This is a genomic window from Ktedonobacter sp. SOSP1-52, assembly GCF_016587395.1.
The window spans coordinates 2,101,310-2,115,621 of sequence record NZ_BNJH01000001.1; the positions used below are offsets into that span (position 1 = coordinate 2,101,310).

General features: G+C 54.8%; 16 protein-coding genes and 1 pseudogene. 9 read left to right on the plus strand and 8 right to left on the minus strand.

What is annotated here, in order from left to right; genetic code table 11:
* Positions 1-30 precede the first annotated feature (30 nt).
* The 5 genes from JMJ16_RS09845 to JMJ16_RS53930 form a co-directional block, all read right to left on the minus strand.
* Complete coding sequence (locus tag JMJ16_RS09845) at positions 31-948, minus strand: ABC transporter permease (protein WP_201380799.1); 918 nt, start codon at positions 946-948, stop codon at positions 31-33.
* Between the two features lie 2 nt (positions 949-950).
* On the minus strand, positions 951-1,922 hold the full coding sequence (locus tag JMJ16_RS09850; protein ID WP_201380801.1) for an ABC transporter ATP-binding protein: 972 nt from the start codon (positions 1,920-1,922) through the stop codon (positions 951-953).
* A 130-nt stretch (positions 1,923-2,052) separates the two neighbouring features.
* Positions 2,053-2,769, minus strand: a complete 717-nt coding sequence (locus JMJ16_RS09855) for a hypothetical protein (RefSeq protein ID WP_236601338.1) — start codon at positions 2,767-2,769, stop codon at positions 2,053-2,055.
* 194 nt (positions 2,770-2,963) lie between these two features.
* On the minus strand, positions 2,964-3,278 hold the full coding sequence (locus JMJ16_RS09860; protein WP_201380805.1) for a PadR family transcriptional regulator: 315 nt from the start codon (positions 3,276-3,278) through the stop codon (positions 2,964-2,966).
* A 381-nt stretch (positions 3,279-3,659) separates the two neighbouring features.
* Positions 3,660-3,851, minus strand: coding sequence for a hypothetical protein (locus JMJ16_RS53930; protein ID WP_236601586.1), 192 nt, complete (start codon positions 3,849-3,851; stop codon positions 3,660-3,662).
* Here JMJ16_RS53930 and JMJ16_RS09865 point away from each other — a divergent pair.
* The 7 genes and pseudogenes from JMJ16_RS09865 (at position 3,759) to JMJ16_RS09890 (ending at position 9,894) form a co-directional block, all read left to right on the plus strand.
* Entirely contained in the window at positions 3,759-4,823 is a 1,065-nt protein-coding gene (locus tag JMJ16_RS09865; RefSeq protein WP_236601554.1) for an ISL3 family transposase, read from the plus strand. The genes JMJ16_RS53930 and JMJ16_RS09865 overlap by 93 nt on opposite strands.
* An 87-nt stretch (positions 4,824-4,910) precedes the next feature.
* Positions 4,911-5,183, plus strand: coding sequence for a hypothetical protein (locus JMJ16_RS09870; protein ID WP_201380809.1), 273 nt, complete (start codon positions 4,911-4,913; stop codon positions 5,181-5,183).
* A gap of 1,641 nt (positions 5,184-6,824) precedes the next feature.
* Positions 6,825-8,123 (plus strand): transposase, encoded by a 1,299-nt coding sequence (locus JMJ16_RS09875; protein WP_201380811.1) that lies wholly within the window; start codon positions 6,825-6,827, stop codon positions 8,121-8,123.
* A 406-nt stretch (positions 8,124-8,529) separates the two neighbouring features.
* Positions 8,530-9,000, plus strand: a complete 471-nt coding sequence (locus tag JMJ16_RS09880) for a hypothetical protein (protein WP_201380813.1) — start codon at positions 8,530-8,532, stop codon at positions 8,998-9,000.
* A 12-nt stretch (positions 9,001-9,012) separates the two neighbouring features.
* Positions 9,013-9,135, plus strand: a complete 123-nt coding sequence (locus JMJ16_RS09885; RefSeq protein WP_201380815.1) for a helix-turn-helix transcriptional regulator — start codon at positions 9,013-9,015, stop codon at positions 9,133-9,135.
* A gap of 186 nt (positions 9,136-9,321) precedes the next feature.
* Positions 9,322-9,375 (plus strand): annotated as a pseudogene (locus JMJ16_RS56885) (hypothetical protein); the annotation flags it as partial.
* 42 nt (positions 9,376-9,417) lie between these two features.
* A complete protein-coding gene (locus tag JMJ16_RS09890; RefSeq protein ID WP_236601342.1) occupies positions 9,418-9,894 on the plus strand; it encodes a hypothetical protein in 477 nt (158 codons plus the stop codon).
* Positions 9,895-10,571: 677 nt separating this feature from the next.
* On the opposite strand, the gene JMJ16_RS09895 is transcribed toward JMJ16_RS09890, so the two are convergent.
* The 3 genes from JMJ16_RS09895 to JMJ16_RS09905 form a co-directional block, all read right to left on the minus strand.
* Positions 10,572-10,847, minus strand: coding sequence for a hypothetical protein (locus JMJ16_RS09895; RefSeq protein WP_201380817.1), 276 nt, complete (start codon positions 10,845-10,847; stop codon positions 10,572-10,574).
* 405 nt (positions 10,848-11,252) lie between these two features.
* Positions 11,253-12,119 carry a DinB family protein gene (locus JMJ16_RS09900; RefSeq protein WP_236601345.1) on the minus strand — a complete coding sequence of 289 codons (867 nt, stop codon included), beginning with the start codon at positions 12,117-12,119 and terminating at the stop codon, positions 11,253-11,255.
* Between the two features lie 181 nt (positions 12,120-12,300).
* Complete coding sequence (locus tag JMJ16_RS09905) at positions 12,301-12,795, minus strand: transposase (RefSeq protein WP_255553206.1); 495 nt, start codon at positions 12,793-12,795, stop codon at positions 12,301-12,303.
* A gap of 123 nt (positions 12,796-12,918) precedes the next feature.
* Here JMJ16_RS09905 and JMJ16_RS09910 point away from each other — a divergent pair, with 123 nt between their 5' ends.
* Both JMJ16_RS09910 and JMJ16_RS09915 read left to right on the plus strand, forming a co-directional pair.
* Positions 12,919-13,497, plus strand: coding sequence for a histidine phosphatase family protein (locus JMJ16_RS09910; protein ID WP_201380821.1), 579 nt, complete (start codon positions 12,919-12,921; stop codon positions 13,495-13,497).
* A gap of 190 nt (positions 13,498-13,687) precedes the next feature.
* Entirely contained in the window at positions 13,688-14,128 is a 441-nt protein-coding gene (locus JMJ16_RS09915) for a VOC family protein (RefSeq protein WP_236601349.1), read from the plus strand.
* Positions 14,129-14,312 lie beyond the last annotated feature (184 nt).

Here is a 14,312-nt window from a genome sequence, read left to right on the forward strand (position 1 = left end):
CATGCTTGGCACTGGAGATCAGTCAAACACTTATTCCTTGACATCGCGTTTCCAGGTCGGAACAAGCGCCACCCCAACGAAGACAAGCGCGTAGATAGCTATGACCCAGAGGGCATGAGAAGTGCTCACGGGAAACAATGGTCCGGCGCCGAAGGACTCAAAGCCACTGCGAGCCTCCACAGGCAAAAGCATATCAGGCAAACGGTTAAGCAGTGGCCCAAGCAGGTATACTGTCGCCCTACGCCAGAAATCGTTGTGTGTTACCTGGGCAATCGTGTTCAGGATAGCCGCGCCGATATTGTCGATGGGAAACCATATGAGCGAGACACTTAAGCCAAAGGTGAGCGAGCGCCCAAGAGCATTCATGGCCGCTGCAAGCAGGATCGTAACCCCCATACTGATCAGGACAGTCAACAGATCGAGCCAGGTATTCGACCAGAAGGCTGACGTGATCGCATTGAGCGCGTTTAGATTCCCAACCAGGAAGAGCATCTGCATACAGGTAAACAATGCGGTCAGCAAGACAAACATCACCAGGAGCGCCAGCGCAATCAAAAACAGCAAGGCAATTTTGGCGAGCAGCAGTTGTACACGGCCAACCCCACGCGCCAGCAGGATGCGGATTGTGCCATACTGGTACTCGCGCCCGATGATAAACGAGGTCAGGACCAGGAGGAAGATACCGGAGAAGATGCGGAAGACCACCATATTGCTCTCCAGCGAGTAGTACAGGAAGTGCAAAGGGGTATGCTGCAGATCTGTTTTCAGTCCTTTCAACCCTGCTCCAAGAAGGAAGCCAACGGTAAAGACGAGCGTTAGCAGAACCAGCATCAGCCAGAAGAGGCGCGCGATTTTCAAAAACTCGCCACGCATGATGCCCGTAAAGCTGGCATGCAGAGAAGGCTGAGAGGCAGTTTCAAGCCCAGTAGCAGTTATGTGTGTGCTCATCGTTATTTGTCTCCTTTGTGCGCATTCATCAACGAGAAAAAGACTTCCTCCAGGTTCTGGGTCGCGGGCGCGAGACTCTCAGGCGTAAATCCTGCCTGAGATAGGAAGGCGTAAAGCTCACGTCCGCTTCCCTGGGGTGCCGGGGTCAGGAGCGCTCCGCTCTCATCCAGGCGCGCAGGTTTACCCCATGGCTGTTGCTGAAGCAGGGCTAGAGCTTCCTGTGCCCGTTCAAGCCGAACCTCAAACTCCCCCTGCCCACGCGTCAACTCTTCGACGGTCTTATCCGCGATGAGTCTACCAGCATTCAGAAAGATGACACGCGAGCAGATCTGCTGAACCTCGACCAGAAAGTGGCTGGAGAGGAAGACCGTTTTTCCCTCATCCGCCAGGCGGCGCATTAAATCGCGCATCTCAACGATCCCGGCGGGATCAAGCCCATTAGCAGGCTCATCGAGGATGAGCAGATCAGGATTATTGAGCAGTGCAATTCCAACCCCCAGGCGCTGCTTCATACCCAGTGAGTAGGTACGTACACGATCCTTCTGGCGCTCATGCAGTCCAACCTGCATAAGAACCTCCTCAATCCGTTGCTGTGACACTCCACCAAGTACTGAGCCTACCGCGCGCAGGTTATCTCTTCCGCTCAGGTGTAGGTAGAGGGCTGGTGCCTCCACCAGCGCGCCGATGTGTGGCAGCACAGAGTCCCTCCTGTTTGCGAGATCGTGCCCAAACAGTTCCACGCGCCCGGAGGTAGGGGCTATCAGGCCCAAAAGCATGCGGATTGAAGTGGTTTTCCCCGCGCCATTGGGTCCGAGAAAGCCCACAATCTCACCGCGTCGGACCTCTAGATTAAGCTGGTTGACGGCCACGCGCGCGCCATACTGTTTGGTTAAATCATAAGTACGCAAAACGTTTTTGCCCGCTTGAGAAGGCGAGGCGGTCGTAACGGCTAGTGAAGCCTGGTTTCCTTGCATAGATTACTCCCTTTGTATTTTTGAACACGACACCCTAAGACATAACGACGTGTTGACAGGACGTATGTCTTAAATACGTTGTAGCTTGACCATGAGGGGTCAAGCCATCTCATAGATGAGTTGTACTCGTTCAGGCTGTAGCTTTGTACAAAGTGACACGAGCCGAGAGCGCGCGTATGAGCGAGATCACAGCCAGAGTGGTCGCCAGAGCCATCGCTATCACAATGCCCAACCAGGTGCCAAGGGTACTCGATCCAACAATTCCGTCGTTACCAGTGAAGAGCTTCGGCGCGCTCTCTTGCAGGCCGAGTCCCCAGATAAAGGTCGATACCGACATCAGCGCCATCGAGAGCGTAGCCAGGATGGACGGAGGCAGCGCGAAGCGCAGCAGTTTTTCAGAGATCTCACTACGAGCAACTGCAAAGCAGATCGAGCCAACACTGATGATAGCGGTGGTAAGCAGTGTCCCCAGAAAGAGGCCTCTCCCCAGCAGAACATGTTGATCGCCTGGATGAAAGACCGCTTTTAGAAGAGGCAGTATGCCAAAGAAAGTCCCAAAAGCCAGGACAGGTATAGCCAGCGCGAATAGGGGAGTAAGTCGCCTCCGTACCAGCGCGGACTTGATCACAGTAACAACAATAGGCAAACCACCAGCTACCACAGCCAGGAGCGCTACCACAGACCCAATCACGACGAGGTTAAAGGAGAAACCTACCAGGCTATGCGTTCGCGCAACCTCTTGAAAGTCAGCATATTCGGTCATCTTCTGAAAACCCATGCCAGCAAGGATAAAGCCTCCATAGGCGCAGAATATCGTGAGCAATGAACGACGCAGGATCGAGAGCATATAGCGTATCCTTTCAGACCATTCCATGATCCTTGTGCCAAGGTATGGGTGGAGATGAGCATCAAGCGCACCCCGCATAACATCAAGTCCTTCAAACAGAGAAAAAGGATGGGATGCTAGCACGACGAGAAATTCCTCTCCATAGCGTGCGCGCCAAGCTCGAGGGTAAAGGCATAGCAGCAGTTTCTGGATATTCATAGCGTTGCCAACCTCCGCAAGCCGAGCGACGCAAAGGTCTCCATACTCGTGAGTTGTTCGCGGAGGAAGGCAATCCCCGCAGAGGTCAGGCGATATGGGCGCCGTCCACGCTCCTCGGAGGGCAGCGCCTCAATCAAACCATACTCCTCCAGCCGGGCGATGGCTCCATATAAGGTCCCGGTTCCCAGTCGAACGCGAGCCATCGCCTCAACATCTTCCATAATGGCATAACCATGCTTTTTCCCACCAGCCAGGCTGGCTAAAATCAGAATGGACGGATCAGAAAATCGTCCCAGTTCGGGCGTGCTCATAGCGCGCTCCTCCTTGCTATCTATATTATGCCTCATGACATGTCGTTTGCTGACATGTCGTTAGACGTAATATAGATGAAAGAAGACAAATCTGTCAATGCCTCTGAGTGCACAAAAACCGCTTCCCGTGTGTATATGGGGAGATACTTGAGTGTAGAATATGCGCGGGTCTCCGTCCTTCCGGGGGAAGGATGAGCTTTTTTAGCAGAAACGAGCAAGTAGAGAAAGACAACGGCTTGTCGCTCGTTGAACTTGGTAAGAACAAAACGCCAAGATCAGGAGAAACAAGCCTTGTCCCCTCATCATACCAGAGAACAGACAGAAGAAATAGCCGTTCATGACAGTATTCTGATTCCTTTGGACTTACCCGAATTCTGTGTCTTAACACAAGAATGGAGTGACGATGGGAGCCTGTACGTGACGCTTATTGCAAAAACGAAGACCGCCATATGTCCTGGCTGCCAGAGGTGTTGCGATCAGATCCATGATTGTCGTCAACGCGTCAAGAGAGATCTGGATGTACGAAACGATCACATACAATTGATTCTGCTCAAACGCCGTTTTCGCTGTCACGTGTGTCGCAAACCTTTTACGGAGTCAGATACGGCCTGTGGCCCACGTCGAAGAACTACTGCACGTCTGCGTGAAGCCATTGGAAGACAAGCTGCAAAGCACCCTGTTTCCCATGTTGCGGAGGTCTTTGGGATTGGGCCTCGGTTTGCACGTGACTGTTTTCAAAGCGTTGCCCATCTTTGCTTGCAGCAGCGAGGCTTGACAATCGATGAGCAAAGTCTGCTCCCCACGCCTCGTTATCTCGGCATAGACGAGTTCGCCGTCCGAAAAGGACATCGCTACGAAACCATCCTCTGTGATTTGGAAGCAAGCCAGGTGCTTGAGGTCCGTTATGGACGTCGACTCGAGGATGTGGTCCCTTTGTTGCAACGGCTTGCTCTGCCAGAGAAGGTGGAAGCGGTCAGCATGGATATGAGTGCCTCCTTTAGACCAGCGGTTCGATCCTGTTTGCCACAGGCTCAGATTGTGGTGGATCATTTCCATGTCATCCAGCATGCCATGAAAGCGTTCCGAAAGGTCGTATCAGCTTGGGCAAACAAGAAAGAAGGGCAAGTGCTTTTGTATCGCAAGCAACATCTCTTCCTTCATGCTCAGGAAGCCTTAACGCCAGATCAGCAGAAGGAACGCGCACGCATCGCCTCTCATTTGCCCGAGCTTGAGGCCGCCTGGCAGCTCAAAGAAGGCCTGCGAACCTGGTATGCGACAGCTACCACAGAGACTGCCGAGAAGCAACTTGATGATTGGATCGATCAGGTTCGAGAAAAAGGACCTGATGCTCTGCGCCAAGCGCTCTCGGCCTTCACCAAATGGAAACAAGAAATCCTGGCGTTTTTCCGTTTTTTGCCGACACGCATCTCGAACGGATTTGTTGAAGGCAAAAACAACCGGACCAAGGCGATGATGCGCCAAGCATATGGCTATCGTAACCTTGGAAATCTGCGTCTTCGTATCCTGATCGGTGAGGTTGTATGAGGCACAATTACCTCATCCTTCCCCCGGAAGGACGGAGACCCTTATTGTAGTACATGTTGTTCCTCTTGTTTTGGTTACGACGATGGGATGGCGCTTAGACGCCGACCCGGACGAGAAGGCTGGGAGCACAACATCATACTCGTTGCTTTCTTGATAACCGGCGGTGCAGCCTGGTACATTGCCTATAGTCATAGTTTTGAGAGAAGTGGCAGGGGGCAGCGCCTGAGCGATGAGAGGACAGGGCCGAGCGTGCGGTGTCAGGGGATGCTGCCTGACCTGTTCCCGACCCGTCCTCAACCCGTCTCTCATGTCCTCTCCCTCCTGCTGACGCCTTTTTCTGCCTGGCTGGCTGCTGCCTAAGGCCGTCTCATGGCCACTCCCGCCTGATCTCCTGCTGCCTCCTTCACTGATGGGGTGGAGAGGAGTTTTGCGTGTGCTGTGGGATGCTGGTGGTCAGTGGAGGTTTTGGCTCGAGCTGTTGCTGCTGTGGCTGATTGTGTCCACTCTCGCAGAGAATTGCCTGTAGCCAGAGGAGGAGTGATGGAGGAGAGCAGTGGAGAGGAAGGTATAGGGAGCTAGCACAAGGCAGAGGTGCCTTGCGGGGACAGAAGAAACAAGAAGTGACGCTCCGCATAGGTGTAATATAGCCTTGAGTGCAAGCTGAGGAGGTTGGGAGCCAGGCGTGCATGGTGCCCTCTCTCGTGATGTGTTGCCAGGAACTCTAACACTGGTAACCGGTTCCCACCAAGAGTGAGCTGGAGGAGGAAGAGCAGCAGCAGCAGCAGTTGAGCAAGGCCCTGCCAGGGGGAGGAAGTGCCCATGGTTGTGTGCGTAAAAGAGTGCGATATCGTATAGATTTATGCGCAATCTGTTTGAGGGTGGGCGCGCGAGGTCTCCCTTTTCCAGCAAGAGGCGTGACAGAGGTGTGTGTGCGGAGGAATGGAGTGGAGAGAGGAGTGGGCCAGGGCGTAGTGGGATGCTGGCGCGCGGGTGAGATGTGGTATGAGGGTGTTGGTGGGAGAGAATTGTTGGAGGTGTGTGATAGGTCCTGGTGTGATATACAGGTGTAGAGGAGTTGTATATACTCTAGCTTATTCCCCCACAAACATGTCGGGTATGATCCATGGTTTTGTCGAAAGAGCGGGTCCTTGCGACCCGCTCTTTTTTTTGCGGGTCGCAAAGCAGATGAGGATGCGAGAGTGCGTGTTTTTGCGGGAAAGGGAAGCGTGTGTGGAAGAAGAGCAGCTGAGGGACTGGTTGGTGCTGGAAACGTGGTTTCCAGTGAGTTGGATTGCATGGAGGGAAGAGGGATGGCACGACAGCAGTAGACGATCGGGCGGTCAGGTCTTGCTGTGGAGATGGGGAGAGGAGGCCAAGCGTTCTGAGGAAAAATGGCAACCTGTTGCCAATGAGCGGATGGAGAGAAGAGGGATGGCGCGCGAGGCGCACGGTTGCCGTGTGGTTGGTTGTTGCTATAGGGATGAGGACCTGAGAGAAAGAGGAGATGTGGTAACGGTTACCAGATAGCGGTGCTCTTGCAAGAGGGGCTGAGGAGAGAGGGAGGAAGTGGCAACCTGTTGCCAGTGGGTGTTGTCTAGAAAAGAGGGATGGGGCTGGAGGGTGGAAACGTGGTTTCCAGTGCGGTGGAGGAGGGAAGGGAGAGGAGAGGAAGGGCCCTGCTGGCGGGAAAGAGAACTCGCTTGTATGCTCCAAATCTTGGCCGGATGCAGGCATGTGAGCGAGAGTAGGATCCAGGGTGTCAGCAGGGCCCTTGCAGATAGGATTGCTTCGAGGGAACGTCAATTCGAGAATCAAGCTATCTTTGACCCTTCCTCGGGTACTGGAACTACTTAATTAGGATATCCTAATCCATTATGCCCCATCTTTCGCGTGAAGTCGACGTACAACTCTATGTTTGCACTTTTGAAAAGAGGGTAGCAGGGAAGGACACCATGTGGTATCAAACAGGTAACAAACAACCTGAAACCACGGAGGTGTCCGATGCCACAGCCTATTCTCTGTCTGGATGCAGAAGTGCGCTACTTTGCCGAGCGGTTCCGTGCGGTCTTCTCCAAGCCCCAATATGAGTACTTCGTGACCGTCCTGCTGGGGCTGCTGGAATGCGAGGGCAGGCGCACGCTCTCGGGGATGCTGAGCAAGATTGCGCAGCCTCCCAGCTTGAGCGGGTTGAGTCGCATTCTCTCGGAAGCTCCGTGGGTAGCCGAAGCATTGGTCGTCGTCTGGCTGGAACGCTTCCGCACCGAGATGCAGCCGTTGGTGGAAGCCGAACGGGAACAACAACGTCAGGCGCAACCCAAACGTCGAGGTCGCCCCAAAGATCCCTTGGTGACCGGGTATCTGATTGGAGATGATTCCACGATGAGCAAACCGAAAGGGCGCAAGATGCAGGGTCTGGGCAAGCATCACTCGACCACCTACGAGCAGCGCATCGTCGGCCACAGTTTGGTGCAGGGACTCTACGTGTTGCTGGATCGCAGGTGCCCCTTGGCTCCGCAGTTGTACCGACAGGAGAAGGTCTGCGTAAGCGAAGACGTGGCGTTTGAGAGCAAGATCGCGCTGATGGAGACACTCATTCGCACCTTTGAGCCAGTCGTCGGGACAAAAACGCATGTCTTGCTGGACAGTTGGTACTGCGCTCAATGCCTGTGGCGTGCGGCTCGTGATCGAGACTTCCTCATCACGACCGGGATCAAGAGCAACCGGTGGCTGCGCATTGCCGATGCCACCACGCCGCAAGGATGGCGGTGGCAGAAACTGAGTGATTATCTGGCCGGCTTGACAGAGCAAGATTTCGTCCAGACTTCCTGGCCGCGCGGCGGCAAAGCGGTGTCTGTCCATGTGGTGACCACCAGTGTACGCAAACTGTACCGTTGTCAGGTTGTGATCGTGCGCCACTCGCTCTCGGCTCCGCTCTCCCAGGCGCGCTATTGGGCCTCTAGTGATCTGGACGCCTCGGTTGAGGTCTTGCTTGCCCATATCTCGGCGCGCTGGGACATTGAGGTTCTCTTCGCTGATGGCAAAGAAGAGCTGGGGTTGGACCACTACCAGCTCATGAGTACTCAGGCCCTGGTGCGTTTCTGGACCCTGGCGATGCTGCTCTACGTCTTTCTGGAGGAAGAACAGCACCGCTTGCAACTCAGGTGGCAACGCGCGGTGACCATTGGCGAAGCCCGGCGCGAAATCCAGCGTCGCCATCGTCATCGCTTGCTTGACTGGCTGCATGAGCAGTTCCTTTCTGGCATTCACCCTGACACGTTGGTTGATCTGCTGGCCGCTTGATGCGGCTCAGCCAAAAAGTGCAAAGATAGAGCGTACAAGATGACAGGAGCATAGCAGCAGCATAGCAACTTTGTCACATGTGTTTGCGTTTGCGCTGAAAAATTTTGTGTGACAGAAAAGGTATATGAGGTAAGGACAGAATGTGCGTCAGCATGGTACAATGCCCAGCGTTAACGATAGTATTTCCCTTTCTTGTACTCCATACCTTGGCCGGATGCAGGGATGAGGGAGGGAAAAGGATCCAGGGCATGCACCTGCTGTTTTTCGTGTTCCACCTGGCTGTGGGTTGGTGGTGGAAGGTCGTGTGCTGCCCTGTGCTGCCCTGATGGCAGAGAGGAGAACGCGAAGTGCGCAAACAGGTGAAGGTGATGCTGCGAGGTGGGCGAAGGGAACGTGTGGTGATTGTGTGTTGTGGTGTGCTCGTGCTAGTGGGGTTGGTGTTGTGGGTGTTGAGTGTGGAGCAGGTGCTACCTGGGTTCTGGGGGCTGGTGTTACCGGTGGTGTTTACGGGGTTGGGGCTGCTTTTTGGCCTGTTGCAGTGGTATATGCAACTGCGTCATTCTTCGGGGCTGATGAGGAGCAGGATGAGAGCCAGGGTGGGATGGACTTAGGGGTGGATGGATATAAAGGGACGCTCCTGGTGTGTGCGACGGTGCGCCAGCGTGGAGTCAATCTGTTGCTTGGGCGGGGTTTTCGCCACTGTTTGCCTGAGGTGGCGGCGACGATTGGGCGGCAGGCCTGGGAGGAAGAGGAGCTGTGGGCTGGGGTGTTTCCGGCCTTAGCGCCCGGCAACTATACCGTGACCTCGCCGGGGACGACGGAGCGGGTGCAGGTGACGATTTATCCGGGCCAGGTGACCCGGATAGAGTGGCTGTAGGGAGAAGGGGGGATGAAGATGAAGAATGTGCTCAAGCGGGCCCGTCAAGAGCGTAGCTATTCGCAGGAGGAGGTTGCGGGCGCATTGGGAGTGGCGGTGACGACGATTAGTCGCTGGGAGAATGGACATGTTTGAGCCCAGGGCCTATTATCGGCGCAGGCTGGCGGCGTTGTATGAGAAGAAGCCAGGAGAATTGTTTCCCGCGCTGATGGCGGGAAAGATGATAGATCTTCCCCCGGAGGAGCAGCAACCCGAAGGGCGGGGGAGCATCGAAATTATCTTCGACGAGAGCGTCGCCTTCGTAATTGGAGCCAGGAGGATCTGGCCCAGAAGGTTGGGGCTGCGCGCGGAAGTATCAGTCGTTGGGAGCAGGGGTATGTCTTGCCGAATAAGCACTACATTCGGGAGTTTTGTCGGGTGTTTGGGATGCGCCGGCGAGACCTGTTTCCCAGCTTAGAGGCTCGCCAGAAGCAGAGCACGACGTTAGCGTCTGCCAGTGTTGATCGGAGCGGAAGAGAGGCGGATGCTGAGTCTCGCAAGAGCGTGGCGAGCATGCCTGCCGAGGGCGTTGCAACGCTGGAGGAGGAAGCATATCGGCTGCAGCTGGAGGAACGTCGCATCGAGGGGTTGTGGAGCGAACTTGACCTCCAGCGGCAATCATTGGCCTATAAGCAGGCGGTTGCGTGTCAGGTGCTTCAGTGGATGTATCCTGATCTTGACGAGGAAATGGTGCTGGCCATGACACAACAGATCCCACTCAAGGGGGAGGAGCAGGAGCAAAGACGTCCGCGGCGAGTGATGGAGGCTCGTGCTCGGTCACGTGATGGCGCAGCGGAGCTTCCTGCCGAGAATATTGTGCCGTTGTTTCGGGGGAGAGGAGCAGGAGGAGCGTGATTGGTCCCAGGGAGCTAGACCAGGGCAGAAGCGTGGTTCTCTACTACTGATGTTACCCCGCGAGTAAAGATTTAAACCCATGGTAGAGCGTGAAAGAGCGAGTCCTGGCGCGTCCTCCGTCGTGAGGCATAGGATTTTCTGCCCTATGAGTGGGTCAGGGTGTAGTGAGGTGTTGGAGTGCTGGTGAGATATGCTATGAGGGCGTTGGTGGGAGAGAACTGTTGGAGGTGCATGATCGATCCCAGCATGCTATACAAGTGTATTGAAGTGTTTTATACTACAGTTCATGACTATATATCCATGGTTTAGTCGAAAGAGCGGGTCGCTAGGACTCGCTCTTTTTTTGTAGGAGAGCTTTTCCCTGGGGATCGCTGCTGCCCCCCTTAGGTGCTCGTCTTGTTGCAGACCGAGGGAAGAGACACAGTGGCGAGGAGTTCTCGCATTTACATGTAGCCACCTGGCGCAGATTCAGGCGGTTTAGTGGGAAAAGGAAGAGCGTATGGAAGAGGAGCAGGGGGAGAGTAGCAGCAGCAGCTGGGGATGGTGGGGAGCCTGAGTCAGGGGAGGAGAGAGAAAGGGTCTGTGGTGGTGAGTGGCAGTTTGCAGGGTCTCACAGGCAATGGGTAGCCTGGCGGAAGGCCTTTCTCGGTGCTGTGTCAGTGGATGATGGAGCAGCCTTATGACCGTTGCCTGGGGTGGACCGCCTGGCGGAAGGCGTCTCGCATAGCCTTATCCTGCTGGGATGCTGGTTCTTGCTGAAGCGGGATGACCAGGCCGCGAAGATCGGCCATGATCTCCAGCACGAGGAGGCTGGCGCAACTGGCATGATAGGCGGTCTGTGTGTGCTCCTGGCCGACGAGAAGCAGAGGGGAAGACAGTGGACGCGAGCAATAGTCACATTTCTGGGAGCACGCTCCCCTTTTTGCTGGCTGGTTGTTTCCTTGAATGAGCATCTCTTTCTCCTTTGTGAGGAAGGGTTCTTCCTTCTCGTGTATCGTTGTGTCCCAAGGGGGGTGTGGTTGGAAGAAGGACTGGTGTGTATGTGCCTGGTGGTTTGAGTGAGGGGAGCAGGATGCTGGTGCGAATACATTTCGGGGAAAATTGGAGGAGTTTGGGCTGGAGAAGAGGGGGGTGGATAGGACACCATCCCGAATGTTGTGTAAGGATACAGAGAACATTTCCAAATCGAGAAGCATGAGTCCTGGTTTGGAAATGCTCTCAGGAGAGTCTAAACGGAGAGGTACAGTAGCTCATGCTTCACCGAAAATCCCATTTTTGCAGGGTGTCTGTCATTTTCTGCAAATCGTATCGGAGGGCACTCACCTACAAGTTCGATGCCCTCCAATTATTTGACGGCGTTAGCGATGATGGATCTTGCGGGTCTGGCGGATCTCGTCGAGGTGTGCAGTCGTATGCTCGATCTGGATGGTAATCATGTCGCTGAGCGTGGCTGTATGGCCCTCATCCTCCGTAGTAAACTTCCTCACGATGGAGTGATCCCAACTATTGGGCACATAGCGTAGTAATTGGGTAATATGGGCCTGCACCGCACTGATGAGAGCCAGCGACGTCCCGATGGGTCGATGCTTGTAATCCAGCACCTCAACCCATTTTTCCTGGTCGTGGGGAGGCCGTACAAAGACGCTTCCCGGGTTCACCAGGACGGTTTCGATGGACATCAAGGACAACGAGGTGCTCAGAGCAAGATGATGGATGATCTGGCGAATCGACCATTCATTGGGGGCGCGCTCCAGATCGAGATCGGCTTCGGTGAGGTCGTCAAGCGCTGCTGCAATCTCGTCGCTGAGCCCCGCGTAGGCAGCTAGCATTGCTTCGGGTGAGCGTTTCACCGGGATCACGAAAGCGAAGTGATAGCCGTTGGGATCGGTCACCAGCAATTTTCGCTCACCACGCTCATTTTCCTCGACGTGTATATCGGTGAGCCCATCCTCGACCAGTCTGGCGTGCTGCGTTTCAAATGTGTCAACAAAGAAGTCAAGGATATCGCCAGGCTTGAAGACCTGGCGGGGCTCGTCGAGAAGACTGCGCGGATCTTCAAGATGCGGGGAAGCAAGTAACACTAGATCATCATCGCTATCCCGTATGTAGGCTATTCCCGCATCTGGCTGAAACTCGACCAATTTGAAGTTCAGCAATGTGGTATAGAAAGCAATGCTTGTCTCCAGATCGAGGACGGTGAGGGCTACTCGTGCTTTGTTGGGCATCTGTTTTGCCTTTCTTGACAAATAGGGATTGAGAGACAAGAGGGAAATGGGGTTTCTTGCGTAGTTCAGTATACCATAGAGAACATCGTTGTTACACAGGACCGTTTGCAAACGCCACCTCCTTCCGAACCAGCCTTTCTGGCTGGTTGCTTTGACGTCGGCCGCAATGAGCGTTCAGCTTTTAGTCGACCGGAATCTTGGGCAGGCGGATATCTTGCATCACCGCCCAGACAATGGTCAAACAACTCGTTTCCGTGGTGAAAGCGTCAATCTGATCTGTGCGTCGTCGGACATTGCTAAACAGGCTTTCAATGGCATTGGTGCTGCGAATGTAGCGATACATGACCGGTGGAAAGGTATAAAAGGTCAAGAGATGTTCTTCATCTTCCATCAGGCTCCGTATGGCTTCAGGATAGCGCTGACGATACTTGGCTTTAAATGCCGCCAAATTCAACAGCGCATCTTCTTTCTTCTCTTGTTTCCAGATCCCTCCCAGTTCCGCAGCCACCTCCTGCCGCTCCCGGTGGGGAACGGCGTTGAGGACATTGCGCTGTTTATGCACCAGACACCGCTGGCGGGGCGTCGCTGTAAACAGAGATCCGACGGCCGCTAGCAGTCCATCATGTCCATCCGTGACGATCAGATCGATTTCAGCCACTCTACGGTTGGACACCATGCCGAGTTTTGTGTAAGGGTTTTGTTGAAGCAAGAGCCAAAGATGTCCCCTTTAAGAGAGGTTTACGTATGCATTGGTAAGGAAAAAGGAACTTTCCTGGACAATGCACACAGGAGGAAAAAGATGCTGACACTTTTCTATTCCCCCCATATGACCAGCGTCGATAACGAGACGGGACAGGCTTCTGGTCATGCCGATGTGCCGCTCTCCGCGCTCGGTCGAAAGCTCGCGCAGGATCTTGGGAAGCACTATGCGACGGAGACACTGGATGCCGTCTTCTTCTCTGACCTGCAACGCGCTTCGACCACCGCTCAGCTCGCCTTCTCAGGGCGTGAGCTGCCCCTTGTCCCAGACGCCCGGCTTCGTGAGTACGATTATGGTGATATGACGCAATATCCAGTTGCGCAGGTGGAGGAAGAGTTCCCACAGCGCATCACTGAGCCATTTCCTCGTGGGGAGAGCCTGCTGATGGTCGTCGAGCGTGTGAGCACTTTTTTGCGCGAGGTCTTGCGTGAGTATGATGAGAAAGCGATTGTGGTCATCGGGCATCGAGCGACGAAGTGGGGGCTGGAGTACTGGTGTGGCGAGGCTTCGCTGGAGGAGATCGTGCATACCCCCTGGGAATGGCGAGAGATTCCTATCTGGCGCTATGAGTTGTATGAGCACAGCCTTGAGCGGCGCTCTGGTGCCAGCCAGGGATGAGAGACTGCGAAGCGATGGGGAAGGAGAACCAGTCAATAGCTCAGTCTGTTCGACACGCAGGGCTTCTCGAAGTCGATTGGTCATCTGCGCCCACGGCTCAACCAGGTCGGGAAACCTTTCAGTAAAAATGCGACGAGCGTCCTGGTCTGCGTTCGTTGACAGAACGGACGACACATTATAGAATGGACACATGGCGCTTAAACGAATGGACAACATCGGCATCGTGGTGGAATCCCTCGATGCTGCTATCTCTTTTTTCGCTGAGCTCGGCCTCGAGCTCGAAGGGCGAGCTATGGTAGAAGGCGTGTGGGCAGGGCGCGTCACTGGACTGGGCGACCAGCGCGTTGAGATCGCCATGATGCGCACGCCAGACGGCCACAGCCGGCTCAAGCTCTCGCGATTTATCACGCCTCCTGTGGTCGCCGATCACCGGAACGCCCCAGTGAACGCTCTGGGCTACCTACGCGTCATGTTTACCGTGGACGACATCGACGATACGCTCATCCGGCTCCGCAAGCACGGCGCAGAACTTGTCAGCAGCGAGGTGGTCCAGTACCAAGACGCATATCGGCTCTGCTACATCCGCGGACCTGAAGGACTTCTCATCGGGCTGGCCCAAGAACTCGGCTGAGTCGCCGCGGTTTCACATGGATCGCGGCTGGACCAGCCGAGGACATGGGCGTAAAAGGGGTTGACCCATAAATTCGCCAATTTCTACTCATGACGCATATCTCCCTGTTTCGGCGAACTTATCTGGCAACCCACACTTTCACCTACTTGTCTGCTCTGGAGAAACGTCTCTCCAAGATCAGTTT

What these genes read in the sequence shown, in the direction of transcription:
- JMJ16_RS09845 (WP_201380799.1), bottom strand. Translation starts at nt 948, where the DNA reads ATGAGCACACACATAACTGCTACTGGGCTTGAAACTGCCTCTCAGCCT.
- JMJ16_RS09850 (WP_201380801.1), bottom strand. Translation starts at nt 1,922, where the DNA reads ATGCAAGGAAACCAGGCTTCACTAGCCGTTACGACCGCCTCGCCTTCT.
- JMJ16_RS09855 (WP_236601338.1), bottom strand. Translation starts at nt 2,769, where the DNA reads ATGCTCTCGATCCTGCGTCGTTCATTGCTCACGATATTCTGCGCCTAT.
- JMJ16_RS09860 (WP_201380805.1), bottom strand. Translation starts at nt 3,278, where the DNA reads ATGAGCACGCCCGAACTGGGACGATTTTCTGATCCGTCCATTCTGATT.
- JMJ16_RS09870 (WP_201380809.1), top strand. Translation starts at nt 4,911, where the DNA reads ATGGCGCTTAGACGCCGACCCGGACGAGAAGGCTGGGAGCACAACATC.
- JMJ16_RS09875 (WP_201380811.1), top strand. Translation starts at nt 6,825, where the DNA reads ATGCCACAGCCTATTCTCTGTCTGGATGCAGAAGTGCGCTACTTTGCC.
- JMJ16_RS09885 (WP_201380815.1), top strand. Translation starts at nt 9,013, where the DNA reads ATGAAGATGAAGAATGTGCTCAAGCGGGCCCGTCAAGAGCGTAGCTAT.
- JMJ16_RS09895 (WP_201380817.1), bottom strand. Translation starts at nt 10,847, where the DNA reads ATGCTCATTCAAGGAAACAACCAGCCAGCAAAAAGGGGAGCGTGCTCC.
- JMJ16_RS09900 (WP_236601345.1), bottom strand. Translation starts at nt 12,119, where the DNA reads ATGCCCAACAAAGCACGAGTAGCCCTCACCGTCCTCGATCTGGAGACA.
- JMJ16_RS09905 (WP_255553206.1), bottom strand. Translation starts at nt 12,795, where the DNA reads ATGGTGTCCAACCGTAGAGTGGCTGAAATCGATCTGATCGTCACGGAT.
- JMJ16_RS09910 (WP_201380821.1), top strand. Translation starts at nt 12,919, where the DNA reads ATGCTGACACTTTTCTATTCCCCCCATATGACCAGCGTCGATAACGAG.
- JMJ16_RS09915 (WP_236601349.1), top strand. Translation starts at nt 13,688, where the DNA reads ATGGCGCTTAAACGAATGGACAACATCGGCATCGTGGTGGAATCCCTC.